The organism is Achromobacter sp. EG18 (genome assembly GCF_059759395.1).
The window spans coordinates 5138286-5156787 of sequence record NZ_CM186213.1 but is presented as its reverse complement, the minus strand read 5'-3'; the positions used below and the strand labels follow the sequence as shown (position 1 = coordinate 5156787).

The window sequence follows — 18502 nt, the reverse complement described above, 5'->3', positions numbered from 1 at the left end:
ACGCCATGGCGGATATCGCCATGGTCTTTCACTGGCCGCCGGCCGAGATGGATTCAATGGAATTGACCGAGCTGGCCGACTGGCGCGAGCGAGCGCGCGTGCGCTACCAACCCGAGACGTAACAGATGGACAAGGCGTTACAGCTTCGCGTCATCGCGGCCCTGCAGGACAAGCTGTCGGGGCCGCTTCGCAAGATCAAGAGCACAGCCGGCGCGTCCGCCCAGGGCGTCGCCGATCTGCGCGGAAAGCTCAAGCAGCTGACGGCGGCGCAGCGCGAGGTAGGGCAATTCCGCGAGCTGACGCGCGGCCTGCAGACCACCCGCGCTGAACTGGCGACGGCGCAGCAGCGCGTAGCCGCCCTGGCCCAGCAGATGCAGGGGGCAACCAATCCCACCCGTGCCATGACGCGGGAATTCAACCAGGCGGTGCGTGCGGCCCAGCAGCTGAAAGAGCGACACGGCCAGCAGTCCGTAGAGCTTCAACGCCTGCGAGATAACCTGACGCGCGCCGGCCTTTCTACATCGAACCTGGCGCGCGACGAACGCGACCTGCGCCAGAAGATCGACAACACGTCGCAGGCGCTGGACCGGCAGACGCGCAAGCTGCAGGCCGCCGCCGCACACCACCAGAAACTGGCCACGGCCAAAGAGAAGTACGGCAACGGCAAGGCGGCCGTGGGCGCAATGGCCGGCGCCGGCGCCGCTGGCCTGGCGTCCGGCGGCGCTGCCCTGTACGCGGAATCGCGCTTCATCCGGCCTGGTGTCGAATTCGACGCCAAGATGAGCAAGGTTCAGGCGCTGGCCCGCATCGAGAAGGACAGCGCCGAGATGCAGGCGCTGCGCAAGCAGGCGCGAGACCTCGGCGCTAAGACAATGTTCTCCGCGACGCAGGCGGCGGACGCGCAAGGCTTCCTGGCCATGGCGGGCTTTACCCCCAAGGCCATCCAGGACGCCATGCCCGGCATGCTGTCCCTGGCCAAAGCCGGCGACACCGATCTCGCTCAGACCGCCGACATTGGTTCAAACATCCTCACCGGCTTCAAGCTCCCGGCCGAACAGATGAACCGCGTGGGCGACGTGCTGACCGGCGCTTTCACGCGCTCGAATACCAGCCTGTACATGCTGGGCGAGACCATGAAGTACGTGGCGCCCGTGGCGGCCGGCGTCGGCCAGGATATCGAGACCGTGGCGGCCATGGCCGGCAAGCTGGGCGACGCAGGTATCCAGGGCAGCATGGGCGGCACCGCATTGCGGGCGGTCATCGGCCGCCTGGCCGCGCCGCCGAAAGCGGCGGCCGACGCGCTGGACGCGCTGAACATCAAGACCAAGGACGCGAACGGCAACCTTCGGCAGTTGCCGGACATTCTGGCCGAACTGCACCAGAAGACGGCGAAGATGGGGAACGCCGAACGGTCGGGGTTCTTCAAGCACATCGCCGGCGAAGAAGCATTCAGCGGCCTGCAGGTGCTGGTGGAGCAAGCCGGCACGGGCGAGCTGCAGAAGTTCATCGCCATACTGAAGAAGGCCGCCGGCGAAGCGGACAAGACGGCCGGCACCATGGCCAACAACCTCACCGGCGACCTGGACGAACTGAAAAGCGCCTGGGAGGATGTCGGCATCCAGACGGAAGAACTGCACGATAAGACGCTGCGCCGCCTCACCAAGGGCCTGGCCGGCGTCGTGAGTGCCGTGGGCGAGTGGATGAAAGCCAACCCGCAGATTGCCCGCGCGCTCACCGCCACGGCCGCCGTCATCGCCGGCCTGGTCGCGGCCTTCGGCGCGCTCACCCTGGCGCTGGCCGCCGTGCTGGGGCCGTTCATCGTCGTGCGCTACGGGCTGTCCATGCTTGGCATCCAGGGCGGCAGTCTGATTGGCGTGCTGTTCAACTTGGCCAAGGGCGGCTTTGGGCTGCTGGGAAGCGCCATCGTGTCCGTGGGAAAGCTGCTGCTCGGCAATCCCATCGTCCTGGCGGTCGCGGCCATCGCTGGCGCCGCGTATCTCATCTACCAGTACTGGACGCCGATCAAGGCGTTTTTCTCCGGCCTCTGGGCGCAGGTCACCGCGGCGTTTGATTCGGCCATGGCGTGGCTGGGCCAGCTGCTGGCTGCCCTGAACCCCATACCGATACTTTCCGCCGCATGGAACGGCCTCACGACGTTCTTTTCCGACATCTGGGAGTCCGTGAAGGTGGCCTTCGATGGCGGCCTTGCCGGCATCGGTGCGCTGCTGGTGAACTGGTCACCGCTGGGCCTGCTGTACCAGGCGATCACCGGCGCGCTGGGTACGCTGGGGGTTGAGCTGCCCGGCAACTTCACGCAATTCGGCTCGATGCTGATCCAGGGTTTGATCAACGGCATTTCCAGCATGGCCGGGGCGCTCAAGGAATCGATTTCCAACATCGGTACGGGTATCGTCGGCTGGTTCAAGGAAAAACTTGGCATTCACTCGCCCAGCCGGGTATTTGCCCAGATGGGCGGCTTTGTGTCCGAAGGCGCCGCTGTCGGCATCGAGGCGGGCCAGCCGGCCGCCGTAAAGGCCGCCCAAGCGCTCGCGGCATCCGTGGCCATAGGTGGGACCATGTTGCCTGCCTCAGGCGCTCTGGCGGCCTCTGGCGGCCTGCTGGCAGCACCCGCCGGCATGGTCACCGATGCTGGCACCCTGGCGCGCATCGATCACCGGCCGGCCATGGCCGCCAACGCAGCGGGCGGCCGCTCAATCACGATCCAGGGCGACACGATCACCATCCATATCAACGGAACCGGGGCCGGCCCACAAGACATTGCCCGCGCGGTGGACGATGCCTTGCGCCGGCGCGATGCCGACAAGGCCGCGCGCCTGCGCTCCGCCTACTACGACAACGATTAGGAGACCACCACCATGATGATGGCCCTTGGCATGTTTATTTTTGGCCTGCCCACAGCCGCCTACCAGACCCTCAAACGGCAGACGGAATGGCGGCATCCGTCGAACTCGCGCATGGGCGCGGGCCCGGCCTATCAGTTTGTGGGGAAGGGAGAAGACACCATCACCCTGTCGGGAACCATCATCCCCCAGCTGTTCGGCACAACCGGCGCCATCCGCTTGCTGCGCCGTATGGGCGACACGGGCAAGGCCTATGTCATGGTGGATGGCATCGGCACCGTCTACGGCGCCTTCATCATCACCGGCCTGGATGAAGAGGGGTCGATGTTCGTGGTGAACGGCCTGCCGCAGAAGACGGATTTCACCCTCACGCTCAAGTGCGTTGACGATTCGCAGGCGCGGCCGCTGCTGGATGACCTGCAGATTCCGATCGACACCATGGACGGCTCTATCGCCGGCTGGGGGCTTTGATGTTCGCCGCCCTATCCGATGGCCTGCAGCGCGGCCGCACCGAGTACCTGGCACCGCGCTGGCGCGTCCTGCTTGGCGATCAGGACGTCACCGGCAAGCTCGCGCCGCGCCTGATCAGCCTTTCCATCACCGAATGTCGTTCGGAACAGGCCGACCAACTCGATATCACCCTGAGCGACCATGATGGGCTGCTGGAGCTGCCGCGCCGTGGCGTGGTCGTGCGGGTCTTTCTCGGCTGGAGCGATTCGCGCGGCATGGTCGATAAAGGGACGTTCGAGGTGGACGAAGTGGAGTTTTCCGGGCCGCCAGATGTCGTCACGCTGCGCGCCCGCAGCGCAGACATGAGCAACGCGCTACGCACGCGCGCCACGCGCAGTTTCCACAAGACGACCATCAAGGCCATCGTGGAGACCATCGCCAAGGCGCACAAGCTCGCGCCCGTGGTTGGCACGTTCGGCGGGACGAAGATCGCGCACATAGATCAGACCGACGAATCCGACCTGGCATTTTTGAACCGCATCGGCAAGCGCTACGACGCCGTGGCCACCATCAAAGAGGGAAAGCTCCTGTTCCTGCCCATTGGCAAGGGAGACACCGCCAGCGGCAAGGAAATGCCAACCATCGAGCTGACGCGGCGCGATGGTGACGCCATCCGCTACCAGGTCGCGGACCGCGATTCATACACCGGCGTTCACGCCTCATGGCAGGACAAGGGTAAGGCGAAGCGCCGCCACGTCCTGGCGGGCGTCATCGGCAACGCCAAGCGCCTGCGGCAGCTATATGCGAGCGAAGAGGACGCCCTTGAGGCGGCTCGCGCGGAATGGGCGCGCCTGCAGCGCGGCACGGCCACGCTGCGTTTTGAATTGGCCTATGGCCGGCCCGACCTGGCACCACAAACCAAGGTGCGCATGCTCGGCACCAAGGCGCTTATCAGCTCCACGGTCTGGCTGCTTTCTCGGGTCACGCACAAGCTGGACGACGGCGGCCTTACCACCAGTTGCGAGGGAGAAACGGCAGACGCACGAAAGACCGATGATGATCAATCAGACGGCGACCTGCCCACGATTGAGGACGGCGCGGAATAGCGCGCTGTGTCCTATCGCTTCACGTTCATCGTTACTTGCACAACCAGCTGTACCGCGCCGATCTGGATATTGTTGTTGCCGGTTATCGACTGGTTTGGCATTGCCTGTGCGGACATCTGGATATTGCCGTCACCGCTGATCTGCTGATCATTAGAGGCCGGCGCGGCGGCGTTATCTTGTCTCCGTTCCTTCGCACCCTTGAGCGCATGGAAGAGGGTTCCGAGCACGTCGCCCGCTTTCACTTCGGCCGCAGGCAAGTTGAGAAAATGAACGTTTGAACCGGGGTCTTGAGGCTTCTGCATTTCTTATATTTCCTGTGCGTTCGCCGGCTCCATACGGCTGCACACGCGAACAGCCGCAGCCCTTGCCGGCTATGTAGGGCAACCGGCACCCCCCAAGGCCTCATATACCCGGTTCAGTCAGTCAGCGGGCGCTACCCCTTCTTTCCGTTCATCATGCACATGGCGGCGACCGTGGCCACTTCCTGGCCCTGGGCCGCTTTCTCGCTGGCCACCTCGTCAATGCAGGACGCGGCCCTAACGGATTGCTCCACAACCTCCATCGGTCGTTTTGCCAGTTTCGCCGCCACCACCATATCTGCCATGGTGGCCATTTTGTTTTGTGTCGTGGCGGATGCCCATTGCTTCAGCGTGGCACTGTGCAGCGTGCCGCCTTCGTACCATTCGCCAGCGGCATTCGCCAGCGGCGTGGCCGCCATCAGGGCCATTGCAAATCCAACTCTGAACACCTCTTTCTCCTTTTTATGGGACGGTCAATCAGGCCGCCAGCTGCAGAACCAATTCGGTCAGCTTGTCTTTGTCCATCGACATTTGCGCCTTGCTCGCTTGATACAGCGCGTCAGCCGCTTTGCGCTTCTTCGCCGGGCTTAGGTCGCGCCCTGCGGCTTCCAGAGCCATTTCCAATGTCTCCCAGGCGTCACCATACCTTTTGAGATCGTCCGCGAGGTCTTGAGGTGCGATGGCCCGCACACCCGTAACGATGTACTGAATGTCGGCGCCGTGAGCGGCGATTTTTTCCAGATACGCGGCATCGGGCATGCGTTTGCCGTTCTCGTAGTTCGATTGGGCGACCGTCTGCACGCCGCCGATCTGTCCGAACGGGCCTTGATCCAGACCGATGCGCTTGCGCTCCTCCCGGAGCCTATTTCCTATGCTCATTTGAATATGTCCCATTGACTAAATATCCATTTGGATAAATAATTGAGGCTCACACTTGCTATCAATTGCCAATGAGCATGAAACATACACCAAGCCAGAAGGCCCGGACCGGCCTGCCTCCTGATGCCGAGGCGCAAAAGATGGTCGGATTTCGAATCCCGGCGGATGATTTCGAGCGTTGCGTCACATATGCAATTGAGCAACGACGCACGCATTCCTCATTCATTCGAATGCTCGCCCTCAAAGGCCTGGAGCATTTCGAAAGTGAGCGCCAGGGCGAGACGCGGGGCCGCCGGAAGAGGACCCCCAAATGAATCGCTTTGGGATGGCCTGCCCCTACTGCGAGACCTGGGCAACGGTACGCACCAGCGAACAGCTGTCCCCCCTGGTGCGCGCCGCTTACTTCCAATGCCGCAATCTGCACTGCGGTTTCACCTGGAAGGCACACATAGAAGCAGTGGCCGCGATTTCACCATCTGCCCTGTCCCAAGCCAGGCCCGATATTCAGTTGCCCCTGTCCCCGTTCAGCACGTCCTTGCGGCTTGCTGCCGCCGCGAAGTCTGACCCACGCCAAATGAGCCTAGACCATGATGAATAGCCAACGTCTTGCCCTTGTAAATGGTTCCGCCACCAACTGGAGCCGCCCCTTTCTCGCCGACCAGGCACACCAGTTTCTTGCGGTGGAAAAGGACAACGGCGCCACGATGCCCGGGCCGCGTGACAACCAGTTGCTGGAGCGCTGCGTTGCGCACTTGATGGCCGTGGCCAACTGCTCGCAACGCACCGCCGAGACCGAAGCGGCGAAGGCCATCGCTGAAATCGGCAGCCGGTCCAGCCCGGTCAACTTCGACATGGACCGCAGCACCAGCCACGCGCTGTTTGTCGTTGACCGCGCCTCCGGCCGCACTCGCGTTCTTTCCTCGGTCGAAATCGCCCACCTCCTGAGCGCCCAGGAAGCCGCCGCCCTGGCGCTGTAGCACCTCTACCTACCCCACGTCATACCGCCTTGCCGGCGGGCGCATCTGCGCCCGTCGCGGGGAACTGTTTTCCGAAGGAATCGAATATGCCTGCCATCCCCGTGCATGCCCGCATCGAAACACACATGAACGATGACGAGGTGAAGGCCTTGGCCACGCTCACCGAATATCTCGTACGCGGCGCCTATGAGCCCGGCCAATCCCTCTTCTTGACGGCCTCGGCCGGCGATACCGTTCTGTCCGGCCACATGCTTACCGCCGCCTGCGCCGTTCACGCCGCCGCCATGCGCACCCTGCGCGAACGCAACCTGATGGCGTAATCATGAAGCCCGATATTCACCGCGACGTTATGTCCCGCCTCGCGGACTTTGAGTTCAAAGAGCGGCAAGGCTGGCTTCGTCAGGGCATCTGCCCCGCTTGCAAGAAGCGCGAGGTTTACACGCACGCAGACCACCCCTGGGTGCTGCGTTGCGGCCGTCTCGATAAATGCGGCTGGGAGGGCCATGTAAAAGAGCTGTTCTCGGACATCTTCGAACACTGGTCGAAACGCTACGCCGAGGACATGAAGACCAACCCGCACGCGGCCGCTGACGCCTACCTGGCGCACGCCCGCGGCTTCGACGTGGCCCGGCTGGCCGGCTGCTACACGCAAGAGACCTATCACGACCGCGCGCGCAATCTCGTTTCCGCAACGGTGCGCTTCCCCGTTGGCCGCACCTATTGGGAACGCCTGATTGATGAGCCGGGGCGCTTCGGTAAGCAAAAGGCCCGTTTCCAGCCCGGTGGCAGCTACATGGGCGAGTGGTGGACGCCGCCCGGCTTCGACCCCGCCAAGGTCACCGAACTGTGGCTGGTCGAAGGCATCTTTGATGCAATCGCCCTATGGTTGGTTGGCGTCCAGGCCGCTGCCACGATGTCGTGCAACAACTATCCATCCGTCGCACTGCGCGCGCTGGCAGACGCACGCCCCAACAATTTGCCGCACCTGGTCTGGGCGCTCGACGGCGACGCCGCCGGCCGGCGCTTCACGCGCAAGCACGCCGAACGCGCTACCGAAGACGGCTGGACGTGCAAGGCGGCCATCATCCCGCAGGACGGGAAGCGTAAACGCGACTGGAACGACCTCTACCAGCTCGACCAGCACGCACCGGACGGCGCCCCGCGCCGCCTGTCCCAAGAAGGCCGCAAGCTGTACCTGCACCATGGGGCGGTGCTGCTGGCGCGTAGTGCCACCGAAAAGGCGCTGCTGCTGTATGAGCACGACAACAGCCGGACCGAGTTTGATTTCGAGTTCGGCAAGCGCCTGTACTGGTTCCGGATGGATATCGACGCCTACCAAAAGGCGATGGATCGGATCAGCAACGAAGCAAAGGAGCAGCTTGCACAGGACGAGCTGCGCGCGCTCGCGCTGCGCGAGGCGGGCGGCATCCGCACCATTTCCAACTGCTACCCCACGCCTCTGTACTTCCAGGAAAACAAGCTCACGGACGAAAGCTGGTACTACTTCCGCGTGGAATTCCCGCATGACGGGCCGCCCGTGAAGAACACCTTCACATCGTCCCAGGTCTCCACCGCCAGCGAGTTCAAGAAGCGCCTCTTGGCCATCGCCCCGGGTGCGATGTTCTCCGGCCAAGGCCATCACCTCGACAGGATGATGGAGCGCCGCCTATACAACATCAAGCGCGTGGAAACGGTGGATTTCATCGGCTACAGCCGCGAGCATGGCGCGTACATCCTGGGCGCGCTGGCGGTGAAGGACGGCACGATCTACGAGGTCAACGAAGAAGACTTCTTCGACATTGGTCGCCTTTCGGTCAAAAGCCTGAATCAATCCGTCACGCTGACTGTGAACGGCGACCCGCACGAATACAAGGAGGATTGGGTGCAGCATGTCTGGACCGCCTTCGGTGCTAAGGGCATCGTGACACTGGCATTCTGGTTCGGCTCGCTGTTCGCAGAACAAATACGCGCGCACCAAAAAAGCTATCCCTTTCTGGAAGTCGTGGGCGAGGCAGGCTCGGGCAAGTCAACACTGATTGAATTCCTGTGGAAGCTGTTCGGACGGACCGACTACGAGGGCTTCGACCCGTCCAAGTCCACGACACCGGCGCGCGCGCGCAACTTCGCCCAGGTCGCAGGCCTGCCCGTGGTGCTGATCGAATCCGACCGTGAGCGCCTGGGCGAAGAGAAATCGCATGTGAAGTCGTTTGATTGGGACGAGTTGAAAACCGCCTACAACGGCCGCAGCATCCGTTCTCGCGGCGTGGCCAACGGCGGCAACGAGACCTACGAACCGCCGTTCCGAGGATCCATTGTCATCTCGCAAAACAACGAGGTGAACGCGTCCGAAGCCATCCTGTCTCGCATCGTGCATATCAACATCGACCGGGCCGGCCAGAACGCCAAGACGTTGGCCGCCGCCGTCGCGCTGGAGACCACGCCTACCAGCGATGTATCCGGCTTCATTCTGGCGGCGACCAAGCGCGAGGCAAAAGTCTTGGAGACCGTGTTTTCGCGCTACCAGGATCACGTTGACGCTTTGCGCGAGCGTGGCGATATCAAGATGACCCGCATCATGAAATGCCACGCGCAGCTGCTAGCGGTCCTGGATGCGCTTCGCCTGGTGGTTCGGCTGACCGATGAGCAATACCAGGCGGCCGCCGACCTCATCGGCACGATGGCGGCCGAGCGGCAGCAGGTCATCAATGCGGACCATCCCATCGTGCAGGGATTTTGGGAGGCTTACACCTATCTCAACGGCGACGACGAGATGGCGCCCCAGCTCAACCATTCTTGCAACGACGAAGAGATCGCGGTCAACCTGAATCACTTCATCGAGGCCGCAGCCACGCACCGCCAGCAGGTGCCAGCGTTGAGCGATTTGAAGAAGGTGCTACGCACCAGCCGTCAGCACAAGTTCCTGGAGGTGAAGACCGTCAAGAGCCGCATTCGTCAGAACGCGAGCCAGGCCGGCGCCACCAAGGCCACGACGGTGCATTGCTGGGTCTTCCGGAAGGGGGCATGACGATGCACAAGCCTACCCTTCCCCAGCTCGCGCAGGCGCACGCGGCCGCGCGCCTTCGCGGCACGCTCGCGGATGCCCTGCGCTCACCGGCGCTCGCCCGCTGCCTTGAAATTACAGCGCAAGCTATGACCCAGCCACGCGCCGGCCAACTTCGACCGCCGCCAGCCGCCCCGCCGTCCGTATCCCCTCTGCAGGCAACCGACCATCAGAAACAACTGTGCCGCGACTTCAAACGAGCAAGCGCGGCGGACAAGGACGAACTCTAATGAAGTACTCGGAAATCACTCACTTCGGCGTATTCTCGGGATCAGGCATTGGCGCGGCCGGAATGCAGCAAGCGCAACCGGAAATCCCTGGCCTGCGCGGCCGCATGGTTTGCCTGGGGGGAATCGACGTAGACCCCGCCGGCGCAGCCGACTTCCAACGCTTCACGGGCGTTCGCTGCACGGTGCGCGACCTGTTCAGCCGAAACCAGTACATCGCCTTTCACGGGCATCAACCGCCCGAGGGTTGGGCCGAGGCACTGCCCGCCGACATGCGCGCAGCTGCTGGTGGCCTCCGGCCGAACATCCTATTTCTTTCGGCCCCGTGCAAAGGATTCTCGGGCCTGTTGTCTCACGCCCGCAGCCTGACCGCCAAGTACCAAGCGCTCAATGAGCTGACGTTGCGCGGCATCTGGCTGTGCCTTGAGGCATGGAAGGATGATCCCGTGGAGGTGATTCTTTTTGAGAACGTGCCGCGCATCGCTACGCGCGGGCGCCACTTCCTTGATCAGATCGTCCAGCTGCTGCGTCACTACGGCTATGTGGTGCGCGAAACCGCGCACGACTGCGGCGAGCTGGGCGGCCTGGCCCAAAGCCGCAAGCGCTTTTTGCTGATCGCCCGCCACGCCGAGAAAGTGCCGGCGTTCATCTACGAGCCGCCGAAGCGCCCGCTGCGCGCCGTGGGCGAAATCCTGGGCCGTATGCACCTGCCAGGCGACCTGCGCGCCGGCCCTATGCACCGCATCCCGAACCTGAGCTGGAAAACCTGGGTGCGGCTGGCGTTCGTCCAAGCCGGCGGCGACTGGCGCAGCCTGAACCGTTTGGCCGTGCAGGACGGCTACCTGCGTGACTTCCTGCTGGTGCCGGAAATGCATCGCGGCGCCCTGGGCGTGCATTCGATGCAGGATAGCGCCGGCGTCATCGCCGGCCGGAGCCATCCGCTGAATGGTGCCTTCTCGGTGGCTGATCCGCGCTTCGATCCGTCGGCGGCGTGGAAGGACGGCCAGGCCTACGGCGTGCGCCGCTGGGAGGCGTCTACCGGTGCAATTGCGGGCCAGCAGGGGCCGGGACAAGGCGCATACAGCGTAGCGGACCCGCGCCACCACGGCCCCGCCAAGCACAGCAACGAATTCCGGATCGTGCGCTACGAAGACACGGCGCGCGCCGTCACGGGCGCGCACGGAACAGGGCAATGCGTCGCAGACCCGCGCACGGGTTGGCATCGGCACAGCAACAACCTCAAAGTTGTGGATTGGCAGCGGGCAGCGGGTGCGGTTATCGCCGGCGGTAAGGGCGTGCAGGGCGGATGGATGTCCATCGCTGACCCACGCCCAGGCCTGGCCCGCGAGCGGGGCGATCACTACCTGACCGCCGGACACTATGGCGTGGCAGCATGGGATAAGCACGTCGGCGCGGTGTCAGCGTCGGCCTGCCATGACAATGGCTCATGGTCGGTGGCTGATCCGCGGGCGCTGCCTGCGGCCAACGACAAACTGGTATGCCGCATCATCGCCGAGGACGGCACCTGGCACCGCCCGTTCACGACACTTGAGCTGGCGGCCCTGCAGAGCATCTACGACCCCGACGACTACGCCGAGGCCGAGGCCAACGGCGAGCCCTTCCAGATGGACGGCACGTCCGACAGCGCACACCGCGAGCGCATCGGCAACGCCGTACCCAGGAAGGCGGCCAAGGCCATGGCCGAGGAAATCGGCCGCGCCATCCTGCTGTCTCGGACGGGCGAAACGTTCCAGCTGTCGGCCGCTCCTATCTGGGTGCGCCCTATCATCACGGCGCTTGCCGTGCGCGGTGGAGACCAGGACCATGGGTGAACGCGCATACCAGGCCCTCCAGCGGCATGAGACTCACCCCACCGGCGAACCGAAGAGGCGGCGCCAAAAGCGCCTGCTTCTACCAGACCGCCTTTTGCCCGGTGCGCTGTATTCCTGGACCGAGATAGAGACGTTTGTCCGCGTCAGCCGGGAAACCTGGCGCATCCGCGTCATGGACGGCACCGCCCCGCCCAAGGTAAAGACGGGTGAGCGAGGGGTGAAATATCGTGGCGCCGAGGTGCTACGCTGGATTGATGATCCCGCAGGCTACCAGGCACCGAAGGCGCGATCCTAAGCTGCCTTTACGAGTACCAACGGCGAGGCGGGATGCCTCGCCAACGTCTCGATGTAGTCGGCCCACTGCTGCATGAACGCGATGCGCTCATCGAGGAAGGCAGTACGGTTGTAGGCGCGCCCCATCGCGTCTACAACCTTGTGCGATATCTGCAGCTCAAGCACGCGCTCATCGGCTTTCATCCGCTCGGCAGCCAGTGTCCGCGCCGAGGCGCGGAAACCGTGCGCGGTCATCTTCTTGGCATACCCCAGGCGCCGTAACGCGGCCAGGATGGCCCCCTCAGACAAGGGCTGATCCGTCTTTCTGTTCGACTTGAACACCCACCCCGTGTGCTCCGTTGCCGGCCGCAGGGCTTCCAAGATGCTGACCGCCTCGCGCGACAGCGGCACCAGGTGCGATTCCCAGCCAGTGCGGGTGATTTTTGTGTCCCCTTCGGCCTCCGCGCGCTCGGCAGGAATTTCCCACATGGGCGCGCCCCAGTTCTTTCCGGCCAGGTCGAATTCATCCCATCGTGCCTCGCGCAACTCTGATGGCCGCTGAAACACCAGCGGCGACATCCGCAATAGCGCGCGTGTGACCAGCTCGCCGCGATATGCATACATCTTGCGTAGCAGCTCACCGAAGGCTGCCGGGTCGGTAATGGCGGCGAAATGCTGGGTCTTCGGTGTGATGACCGCCCCGCGCAGCGCTTGCGTGGGGTCGCCCTTCGCCTTATTACGTGCGATCGCATGTCGGAACACTTCGCCGATGAAGCCGCGAAGCCGCCTCGCGGTTTCCGGCGCCCGCGCCTCGACCCGCTCCAGGATTGCCAGGATGTCGGCCGCCGTGATGCCCGCTATCGCCCGCCGACCGATCCATGGAAATACATCTTTCTCCAGCTTGGCAACGACTTCTTCGACATAGCCCACTGACTTGCCGGTTGCCAGTTTCTTTGCCCACATTTCCCGCGCGATGCCTTCAAAGTCATCAGCCGCGGCTGCCCTGGTGGCGTGCTTTTCTTGCTTGCGCTCGGCCATGGGGTCCAGGCCTGCGGCCAGCTGCGCCCGCGCAGCAGCGTGCCTTTCCCGCGCAACCTTGACGGTGACCTCAGGGTACACACCGAAGGCCATGGTTCGATCCTTGCCGGCGTGTCGGAAGTTGTACCGCCAGTACCGCGTGCCGTCCGGCTTAACCAGGATGTGGAGTCCTCCCCCATCGGCCAGCTTGTAGGGCTTCTCCCTGCCCTTGGCCGTGCGAATTGCGGTATCTGTCAGCTTGGCGAGCGTGGCCATATCTCCCCTATGAAAAACGGGTACTTTTTTCGGAATTTGGCCCACCTGGGCCGAGATACCCGCGAAAGTACCCGATTTATGGGGTTGCTTCTAGTGGTGCTCGCTGGGCAAGCCTGGGCAAGAAAAAACCCGCAGAACCAATGTTCATGCGGGTTTCCGGGCAATGCTTGGCAACTCTTGTAGAAATCTTGGCGGACAGAGGGGGATTCGAACCCCCGATACGCTTTTGACGTATACACGCTTTCCAGGCGTGCGCCTTCAACCACTCGGCCACCTGTCCTGATCTGGATACGCATTCCTGAAAATGCGAATCCGCGATTCTAGCAGATCGGCAGGAAAGCTGCATTGGCGGAACGGGGTAAAGAAAAAGGGGACGTTATTGCGTCCCCATTTGCCGCAGGCTCCGCTGCGCGCCCCGCGGCCGCCATCCCGCGCTCGTCCGGAGCGGCCATGCTCGCTCAGGCGTTCGGTGGGTCCTGTTCGCGGTACGAGCTGACCGTGCCGTCCGGCTCGGTTTCCTCCAGCCGCACCCGGAAGCCCCACAGCCGCGCCAGGTGCTTCATCACCTGCTCCGCGTCCTCGGCCGCCAGCGGCCGGCCGCGGCTTCGCAGATGCCGCAGCACCAGCGAGCGATCGGTGTCGCGGTTGAAGCGCGTGACCTGGATGTCCGGCACCTGGTTGTCGCGGTTGTGCTGCGCGGCCAGCAGTCGGCGGATGTCGCGGTAGCCTTCGTCGTCGTGGATCGCGGCCACTTCCAGCTTGGGATTGGCCTGGTGGTCCGAGATCGCGAAGAAGCGGAACTCGCGGATCAGGCGCGGCGACAGGTATTGCGAGATGAAGGACTCGTCCTTGAAGTTGCGCATGGCGAAGTCCAGCGTCTTGAGCCAGTCGCCTCCGGCGATGTCGGGGAACCAGCGGCGGTCCTCGTCGGTGGGCTTTTCGCAGATGCGGCGAATATCCGACATCATCGCAAAGCCCAGCGCGTACGGGTTGATGCCGCCGTAGCCGCGCTCGTCGAAGCCGCGCTGGCTGACGACGTTGGTGTGGCTCTGCAGGAACTCCATCATGAAGCCGTCATTGACCAGCCCCTTCTCGTGCAGCCGGTTCAGGATGGTGTAGTGCCAGAACGTGGCCCAGCCCTCGTTCATGACCTTGGTCTGGGTCTGCGGATAGAAATACTGGGCGATCTTGCGCACGATGCGCACCAGCTCCTTCTGCCACGGCGCCAGCTTGGGCGAGTACTTCTCGATGAAGTACAGCAGGTTCTCTTCCGGCTCGGGCGGGAACACCGACGCGGCGACCCGCTCGTCCTTGTCGGCCTCCAGCCGCGGCAGCGTGCGCCACAGGTCGTTGTATTGCAGGCGCGCGTGTTCCTGGCGTTCGGCCTGGCGCGCGGCCTCTTCCTTGTACGAGATCGGCGTCGGCCGCTTGTAGCGGTCCACGCCATGGTGCGACAGCGCGTGGCAGGAATCCAGCAGCGCCTCCACCGCATCGATGCCGTAGCGGTCCTCGCAGTCCATCACGTACTTGCGGGCGAACACCAGATAGTCCAGCACGCCGTCGGCGTCGGTCCACTGGCGGAACAGGTAATTGCCCTTGAAGAACGAGTTATGGCCGTAGCAGGCGTGCGCGATCACCAGCGCCTGCATCGTCATGGAGTTCTCTTCCATGAGATACGCGATGCACGGGTTGGAGTTGATCACGATCTCGTAGGCCAGGCCCTGCATGCCGCGCCGGTAGAACTGCTCGTTGCGGATGAACTCTTTGCCGTACGACCAGTGCGGATAACCGATGGGCAGGCCCGCCGACGCATACGCGTCCAGCATCTGCTCCGAGGTGATCACCTCGATCTGGTTCGGATAGGTGTCCAGCCCGTACTCGCGCGCGACCCGCGAGATCGCTTCGTCATAGGACTGGATCAGTTCGAACGTCCATTCGGAACCTTGCGACAACGGCCGGGGGCTGTCGGCCGATTCCGGCTCCACCAGTGCGCCCAGGATGGCATTCATGCGGTTTCCTTCTTGAACAGGTCATGGAACACGGGATAGATCTCCCCGCGCTCGCAAATCCGCCGCATCACGAAATGCGGCTCCAGCTTCTGTTCATACTCCGCCCACAGGCTGCTCTTGCGCGCCTCCTGCGAGTCGGGAACCTCGATATAGGCAAAGTAGCGCGTGGCTGGCAACAGGTGCTCGGCCAGGAAGCGCGCGCTCTTGCCGGCGTCGGCGCCGAACGAGTCGCCGTCGCTGGCCTGCGCCGCATACACGTTCCAGGCCGAGGGCGGATAGCGCTTTTCCACGATCTCGCGCATCAGTTCCAGCGCCGACAGCACGATGGTGCCGCCGCTCTTGGGATCGTAGAAGAAGGTCTGCTCGTCCACTTCCTCGGCGTTGTCGGTGTGGCGGATGAAGACCAGGTCCACGTGCTCGTACTTGCGCGACAGGAACAGGTACAGCAACGTGAAGAAACGCTTGGCCAGGTCCTTCTTGCCCTCGTCCATCGAGCCGGACACGTCCATCAGGCAGAACATGACCGCGCGCGCCATCGGGATCGATACCGACACGCGATTGCGGTAGCGCAGGTCCAGGTCGTCCAGGAACGGCACGCGGGCCAGGCGCTCGCGGCAGTCCTCGACATCCTGTTCCAAGGCCTTGATCTGGTCCGCGGGCGCGCCCGCCGCCTTGGCCTTGGCCAGGCGCTCCTCCGCGTCCTCGAGGTCGGCCCGCGCCTTCACGCTCAACGCCACCCGCCGCGCCAGCGACGACTTCAGCGTGCGGCTGATGCTGAGCATGCTGGGCGAGCCGGTGGTGGTGTAGCCGGCGCGTTGCCATTTCTTCTGGCTGACCTCGCCGAGCGTGTTGCGGGCCAGGTGAGGCAGTTCCAGGTCTTCGAAGAACAGGTTGAGGAATTCCGCCCGCGACAGGCTGAAGGTGAACTGATCGACCGACTCGCCTTCGCCGGGCTCGGAACCGCCCTGGCCTTCTCCTCCCTGGGGCCGGTCGAACGTATCGCCCTTGGCGAACTCGCGGTTGCCCGGATGCACCATTTCCCGGTCGCCGCCCGCGCCGTGCCGGAACGTCGGCTCGGAAATATCGCGGGCGGGCAGGTTGATCTCGCCGCCCTGATCCATGTCCTGGATCGAGCGGTCGCGGATCATCCCGTGGACCGCCTTGCGGATCTGGTCCTTGTAACGCCGCAGAAAGCGCTCCCGGTTAACGGCGCTCTTGTTGCGCCCGTTAAGACGGCGATCGATCAGTGAATTCATGATTCACCTCGCTCAGGAAGACTTCCTCACACGGAGATACCACTCGCACAGCAGCCTGACCTGCTTTTCCGTGTAGCCCTTCTCCACCATCCGGTCGACGAAGCTCTGGTGCTTGGTCTTGTCCTCGGCCGACGCCTTGGCGTTGAACGAGATCACCGGCAGCAGGTCTTCCGTGTTCGAGAACATCTTCTTCTCGATCACTTCGCGCAGCTTTTCATAGCTGGTCCAGGTCGGGTTGCGGCCGTTGTTGTTGGCGCGCGCCCGCAGCACGAAGTTCACGATCTCGTTGCGGAAGTCCTTCGGATTGGCGATGCCGGCCGGCTTCTCGATCTTCTCCAGTTCGTCGTTCAGGGCGCTGCGGTCGAAGCTCTCGCCGGTTTCCGGGTCGCGGAATTCCTCGTCCTGGATCCAGCAGTCGGCGAACGTGACGTAGCGATCGAAGATGTTCTGCCCATACTCCGAGTACGACTCGAGGTACGCCGTCTGGATTTCCTTGCCGATGAACTCGGCATAGCGCGGCGCCAGGAAGCCCTTGATGAACTCCAGGTAGCGCCGGCGGATTTCCTCCGGATAGTCCTCGCGCCCGATGCGTTGTTCGAGCACGTACATCAGGTGCACCGGATTGGCCGCCACCTCGGTCTGGTCGTAGTTGAAGACGCTGGACAGGATCTTGTACGCGAAGCGCGTCGAGACCCCGTTCATGCCTTCGTCGGTGCCGGCGTAGTCCTTGTACTCCTGCAGCGCCTTGGCCTTCGGGTCGACGTCCTTCAGGCTTTCGCCGTCATAGACGCGCAGCTTCGAGTAGATGCTGGAATTCTCCGGCTCCTTCAGCCGCGTCAGCACCGAGAACTGCGCCATCATGTCCAGCGTCCCCGGCGCGCACGGCGCCGTCGACAGCGAGCTGTGATGCAGCAGCTTTTCGTAGATGCGGACTTCTTCCGACACCTGCAGGCAGTAAGGCACCTTGACGATATAGATACGGTCGAGGAACGCCTCGTTGTGCTTGTTGTTGCGGAAGGTCTGCCACTCCGATTCGTTCGAGTGCGCCAGGATGCAACCGTTGAACGGGATCGCCGAGAAACCCTCGGTGCCCTTGAAGTTGCCTTCCTGCGTCGCCGTCAAGAGCGGATGCAGCATCTTGATCGGCGCCTTGAACATTTCCACGAACTCGAGCAGGCCCTGGTTGGCCAGGCACAAGCCGCCGGAATAGCTGTAGGCGTCCGGGTCGTCCTGCGAATGGCGGTCGAGCTTGCGGATGTCGACCTTGCCGACCAGCGACGAGATGTCCTGGTTGTTCTCGTCACCCGGCTCGGTCTTGGCGATCGCCACCTGGCGCAGCACCGACGGGTTCAGGCGCACCACGCGGAATTGCGAGATGTCGCCGTCGAACTCCTTCAGGCGCTTGACCGCCCACGGCGACATGATGCCCGTGAGATAGCGGCGCGGAATGCCGTATTCCTTTTCGAGCGTGTCGCCGAAGCGTTCCGGATGGAACAGGCCGAGCGGCGACTCGTTCACCGGCGAGCCCTTGAGCGCGTAGATGGGGTGGACTTCCATCAGCACCTTCAGGCGTTCGGCGATGGACGACTTGCCGCCGCCCACCGGCCCGAGCAGATAGAGGATTTGCTTGCGCTCTTCCAGTCCCTGCGCGGCGTGCTTGAAGAACGCCACGATCTGCCCGATGACGTCCTCCATGCCGTAGAACTCCTGGAACGCCGGATAGCGTCGGATGGTCCGGTTGGAAAACAAACGGGAAAGACGTGGGTCGTTGCGCGTATCCACGATTTCAGGTTCGCCAATCGCCGCCAGCATGCGCTCAGCGGGGCTGGCATATGCCATCGGGTCACGCTTGGCGAGGTTCAGATATTCCTCGAGGGAAAGTTCCGACTCCTGCTCTCTTGCATACTGCGACTTGAAGCCTTCGACGATGTTTTGCACGGAAACCTCCTACAACACGCGAAAAAGCCATGACGTCCCTA

General features: G+C 63.4%; 18 protein-coding genes and 1 tRNA gene. 11 read left to right on the top strand and 8 right to left on the bottom strand.

Annotation, left to right across the window (positions count from 1 at the left end):
* Positions 1–5 precede the first annotated feature (5 nt).
* From AC6CR5_RS23720 to AC6CR5_RS23705, 4 genes are read left to right on the top strand one after another with little or no spacing between them, the layout of a single operon-like run.
* Positions 6–122, top strand: a complete 117-nt coding sequence (locus tag AC6CR5_RS23720; RefSeq protein ID WP_081322395.1) for a GpE family phage tail protein — start codon at positions 6–8, stop codon at positions 120–122.
* 3 nt (positions 123–125) lie between these two features.
* Positions 126–2864 carry a phage tail tape measure protein gene (locus AC6CR5_RS23715; RefSeq protein WP_448202377.1) on the top strand — a complete coding sequence of 913 codons (2739 nt, stop codon included), beginning with the start codon at positions 126–128 and terminating at the stop codon, positions 2862–2864.
* A gap of 12 nt (positions 2865–2876) precedes the next feature.
* Entirely contained in the window at positions 2877–3332 is a 456-nt protein-coding gene (locus tag AC6CR5_RS23710) for a phage tail protein (protein ID WP_058664995.1), read from the top strand.
* On the top strand, positions 3332–4417 hold the full coding sequence (locus AC6CR5_RS23705) for a contractile injection system protein, VgrG/Pvc8 family (RefSeq protein ID WP_448202376.1): 1086 nt from the start codon (positions 3332–3334) through the stop codon (positions 4415–4417). The genes AC6CR5_RS23710 and AC6CR5_RS23705 overlap by 1 nt, the downstream gene beginning before the upstream one ends.
* Before the next feature lie 11 nt (positions 4418–4428).
* Here AC6CR5_RS23705 and AC6CR5_RS23700 read toward each other — a convergent pair whose 3' ends face one another.
* The 3 genes from AC6CR5_RS23700 to AC6CR5_RS23690 form a co-directional block, all read right to left on the bottom strand.
* Positions 4429–4719: a hypothetical protein gene (locus AC6CR5_RS23700; protein WP_110134403.1), complete on the bottom strand. Its 291-nt coding sequence runs from the start codon at positions 4717–4719 to the stop codon at positions 4429–4431.
* 131 nt (positions 4720–4850) lie between these two features.
* Positions 4851–5144: a hypothetical protein gene (locus AC6CR5_RS23695; protein ID WP_448202375.1), complete on the bottom strand. Its 294-nt coding sequence runs from the start codon at positions 5142–5144 to the stop codon at positions 4851–4853.
* Between the two features lie 49 nt (positions 5145–5193).
* Positions 5194–5595: a helix-turn-helix domain-containing protein gene (locus AC6CR5_RS23690; RefSeq protein ID WP_448202374.1), complete on the bottom strand. Its 402-nt coding sequence runs from the start codon at positions 5593–5595 to the stop codon at positions 5194–5196.
* 310 nt (positions 5596–5905) lie between these two features.
* Between AC6CR5_RS23690 and AC6CR5_RS23685 the strand changes: the two genes are divergently transcribed.
* The 7 genes from AC6CR5_RS23685 to AC6CR5_RS23655 all read left to right on the top strand — a co-directional run bounded on the left by AC6CR5_RS23685 (position 5906) and on the right by AC6CR5_RS23655 (position 11987).
* Positions 5906–6193: an Ogr/Delta-like zinc finger protein gene (locus AC6CR5_RS23685; RefSeq protein WP_035359366.1), complete on the top strand. Its 288-nt coding sequence runs from the start codon at positions 5906–5908 to the stop codon at positions 6191–6193.
* Positions 6183–6572 (top strand): hypothetical protein, encoded by a 390-nt coding sequence (locus AC6CR5_RS23680; protein WP_238876250.1) that lies wholly within the window; start codon positions 6183–6185, stop codon positions 6570–6572. The genes AC6CR5_RS23685 and AC6CR5_RS23680 overlap by 11 nt, the downstream gene beginning before the upstream one ends.
* 125 nt (positions 6573–6697) lie before the next feature.
* Positions 6698–6892 carry a hypothetical protein gene (locus AC6CR5_RS23675; protein WP_179841076.1) on the top strand — a complete coding sequence of 65 codons (195 nt, stop codon included), beginning with the start codon at positions 6698–6700 and terminating at the stop codon, positions 6890–6892.
* A gap of 2 nt (positions 6893–6894) precedes the next feature.
* On the top strand, positions 6895–9597 hold the full coding sequence (locus AC6CR5_RS23670; RefSeq protein ID WP_448202372.1) for a toprim domain-containing protein: 2703 nt from the start codon (positions 6895–6897) through the stop codon (positions 9595–9597).
* Entirely contained in the window at positions 9594–9863 is a 270-nt protein-coding gene (locus tag AC6CR5_RS23665; RefSeq protein WP_054448001.1) for a hypothetical protein, read from the top strand. Before AC6CR5_RS23670 ends, AC6CR5_RS23665 begins: the two co-directional genes overlap by 4 nt.
* On the top strand, positions 9863–11692 hold the full coding sequence (locus tag AC6CR5_RS23660) for a DNA cytosine methyltransferase (protein WP_448202371.1): 1830 nt from the start codon (positions 9863–9865) through the stop codon (positions 11690–11692). Before AC6CR5_RS23665 ends, AC6CR5_RS23660 begins: the two co-directional genes overlap by 1 nt.
* Positions 11685–11987 (top strand): helix-turn-helix transcriptional regulator, encoded by a 303-nt coding sequence (locus AC6CR5_RS23655; RefSeq protein WP_448202370.1) that lies wholly within the window; start codon positions 11685–11687, stop codon positions 11985–11987. Before AC6CR5_RS23660 ends, AC6CR5_RS23655 begins: the two co-directional genes overlap by 8 nt.
* On the opposite strand, the gene AC6CR5_RS23650 is transcribed toward AC6CR5_RS23655, so the two are convergent.
* From AC6CR5_RS23650 to AC6CR5_RS23630, 5 genes are all read right to left on the bottom strand, one after another.
* Entirely contained in the window at positions 11984–13258 is a 1275-nt protein-coding gene (locus AC6CR5_RS23650; RefSeq protein WP_448202369.1) for a tyrosine-type recombinase/integrase, read from the bottom strand. The genes AC6CR5_RS23655 and AC6CR5_RS23650 overlap by 4 nt on opposite strands.
* A 189-nt stretch (positions 13259–13447) precedes the next feature.
* Positions 13448–13538 (bottom strand) — tRNA-Ser (locus AC6CR5_RS23645).
* Positions 13539–13716: 178 nt separating this feature from the next.
* Positions 13717–15267, bottom strand: coding sequence for a SpoVR family protein (locus tag AC6CR5_RS23640; protein WP_020925243.1), 1551 nt, complete (start codon positions 15265–15267; stop codon positions 13717–13719).
* Complete coding sequence (locus tag AC6CR5_RS23635) at positions 15264–16523, bottom strand: YeaH/YhbH family protein (protein WP_020925244.1); 1260 nt, start codon at positions 16521–16523, stop codon at positions 15264–15266. The genes AC6CR5_RS23640 and AC6CR5_RS23635 overlap by 4 nt, the downstream gene beginning before the upstream one ends.
* Positions 16524–16535: 12 nt before the next feature.
* Complete coding sequence (locus AC6CR5_RS23630; RefSeq protein ID WP_370445607.1) at positions 16536–18452, bottom strand: PrkA family serine protein kinase; 1917 nt, start codon at positions 18450–18452, stop codon at positions 16536–16538.
* Positions 18453–18502: the final 50 nt, after the last annotated feature.

What these genes read in the sequence shown, in the direction of transcription:
- AC6CR5_RS23720 (WP_081322395.1), top strand. Translation starts at nt 6, where the DNA reads ATGGCGGATATCGCCATGGTCTTTCACTGGCCGCCGGCCGAGATGGAT.
- AC6CR5_RS23715 (WP_448202377.1), top strand. Translation starts at nt 126, where the DNA reads ATGGACAAGGCGTTACAGCTTCGCGTCATCGCGGCCCTGCAGGACAAG.
- AC6CR5_RS23710 (WP_058664995.1), top strand. Translation starts at nt 2,877, where the DNA reads ATGATGATGGCCCTTGGCATGTTTATTTTTGGCCTGCCCACAGCCGCC.
- AC6CR5_RS23705 (WP_448202376.1), top strand. Translation starts at nt 3,332, where the DNA reads ATGTTCGCCGCCCTATCCGATGGCCTGCAGCGCGGCCGCACCGAGTAC.
- AC6CR5_RS23700 (WP_110134403.1), bottom strand. Translation starts at nt 4,719, where the DNA reads ATGCAGAAGCCTCAAGACCCCGGTTCAAACGTTCATTTTCTCAACTTG.
- AC6CR5_RS23695 (WP_448202375.1), bottom strand. Translation starts at nt 5,144, where the DNA reads ATGGCCCTGATGGCGGCCACGCCGCTGGCGAATGCCGCTGGCGAATGG.
- AC6CR5_RS23690 (WP_448202374.1), bottom strand. Translation starts at nt 5,595, where the DNA reads ATGAGCATAGGAAATAGGCTCCGGGAGGAGCGCAAGCGCATCGGTCTG.
- AC6CR5_RS23685 (WP_035359366.1), top strand. Translation starts at nt 5,906, where the DNA reads ATGAATCGCTTTGGGATGGCCTGCCCCTACTGCGAGACCTGGGCAACG.
- AC6CR5_RS23680 (WP_238876250.1), top strand. Translation starts at nt 6,183, where the DNA reads ATGATGAATAGCCAACGTCTTGCCCTTGTAAATGGTTCCGCCACCAAC.
- AC6CR5_RS23675 (WP_179841076.1), top strand. Translation starts at nt 6,698, where the DNA reads ATGAACGATGACGAGGTGAAGGCCTTGGCCACGCTCACCGAATATCTC.
- AC6CR5_RS23670 (WP_448202372.1), top strand. Translation starts at nt 6,895, where the DNA reads ATGAAGCCCGATATTCACCGCGACGTTATGTCCCGCCTCGCGGACTTT.
- AC6CR5_RS23665 (WP_054448001.1), top strand. Translation starts at nt 9,594, where the DNA reads ATGACGATGCACAAGCCTACCCTTCCCCAGCTCGCGCAGGCGCACGCG.
- AC6CR5_RS23660 (WP_448202371.1), top strand. Translation starts at nt 9,863, where the DNA reads ATGAAGTACTCGGAAATCACTCACTTCGGCGTATTCTCGGGATCAGGC.
- AC6CR5_RS23655 (WP_448202370.1), top strand. Translation starts at nt 11,685, where the DNA reads ATGGGTGAACGCGCATACCAGGCCCTCCAGCGGCATGAGACTCACCCC.
- AC6CR5_RS23650 (WP_448202369.1), bottom strand. Translation starts at nt 13,258, where the DNA reads ATGGCCACGCTCGCCAAGCTGACAGATACCGCAATTCGCACGGCCAAG.
- AC6CR5_RS23640 (WP_020925243.1), bottom strand. Translation starts at nt 15,267, where the DNA reads ATGAATGCCATCCTGGGCGCACTGGTGGAGCCGGAATCGGCCGACAGC.
- AC6CR5_RS23635 (WP_020925244.1), bottom strand. Translation starts at nt 16,523, where the DNA reads ATGAATTCACTGATCGATCGCCGTCTTAACGGGCGCAACAAGAGCGCC.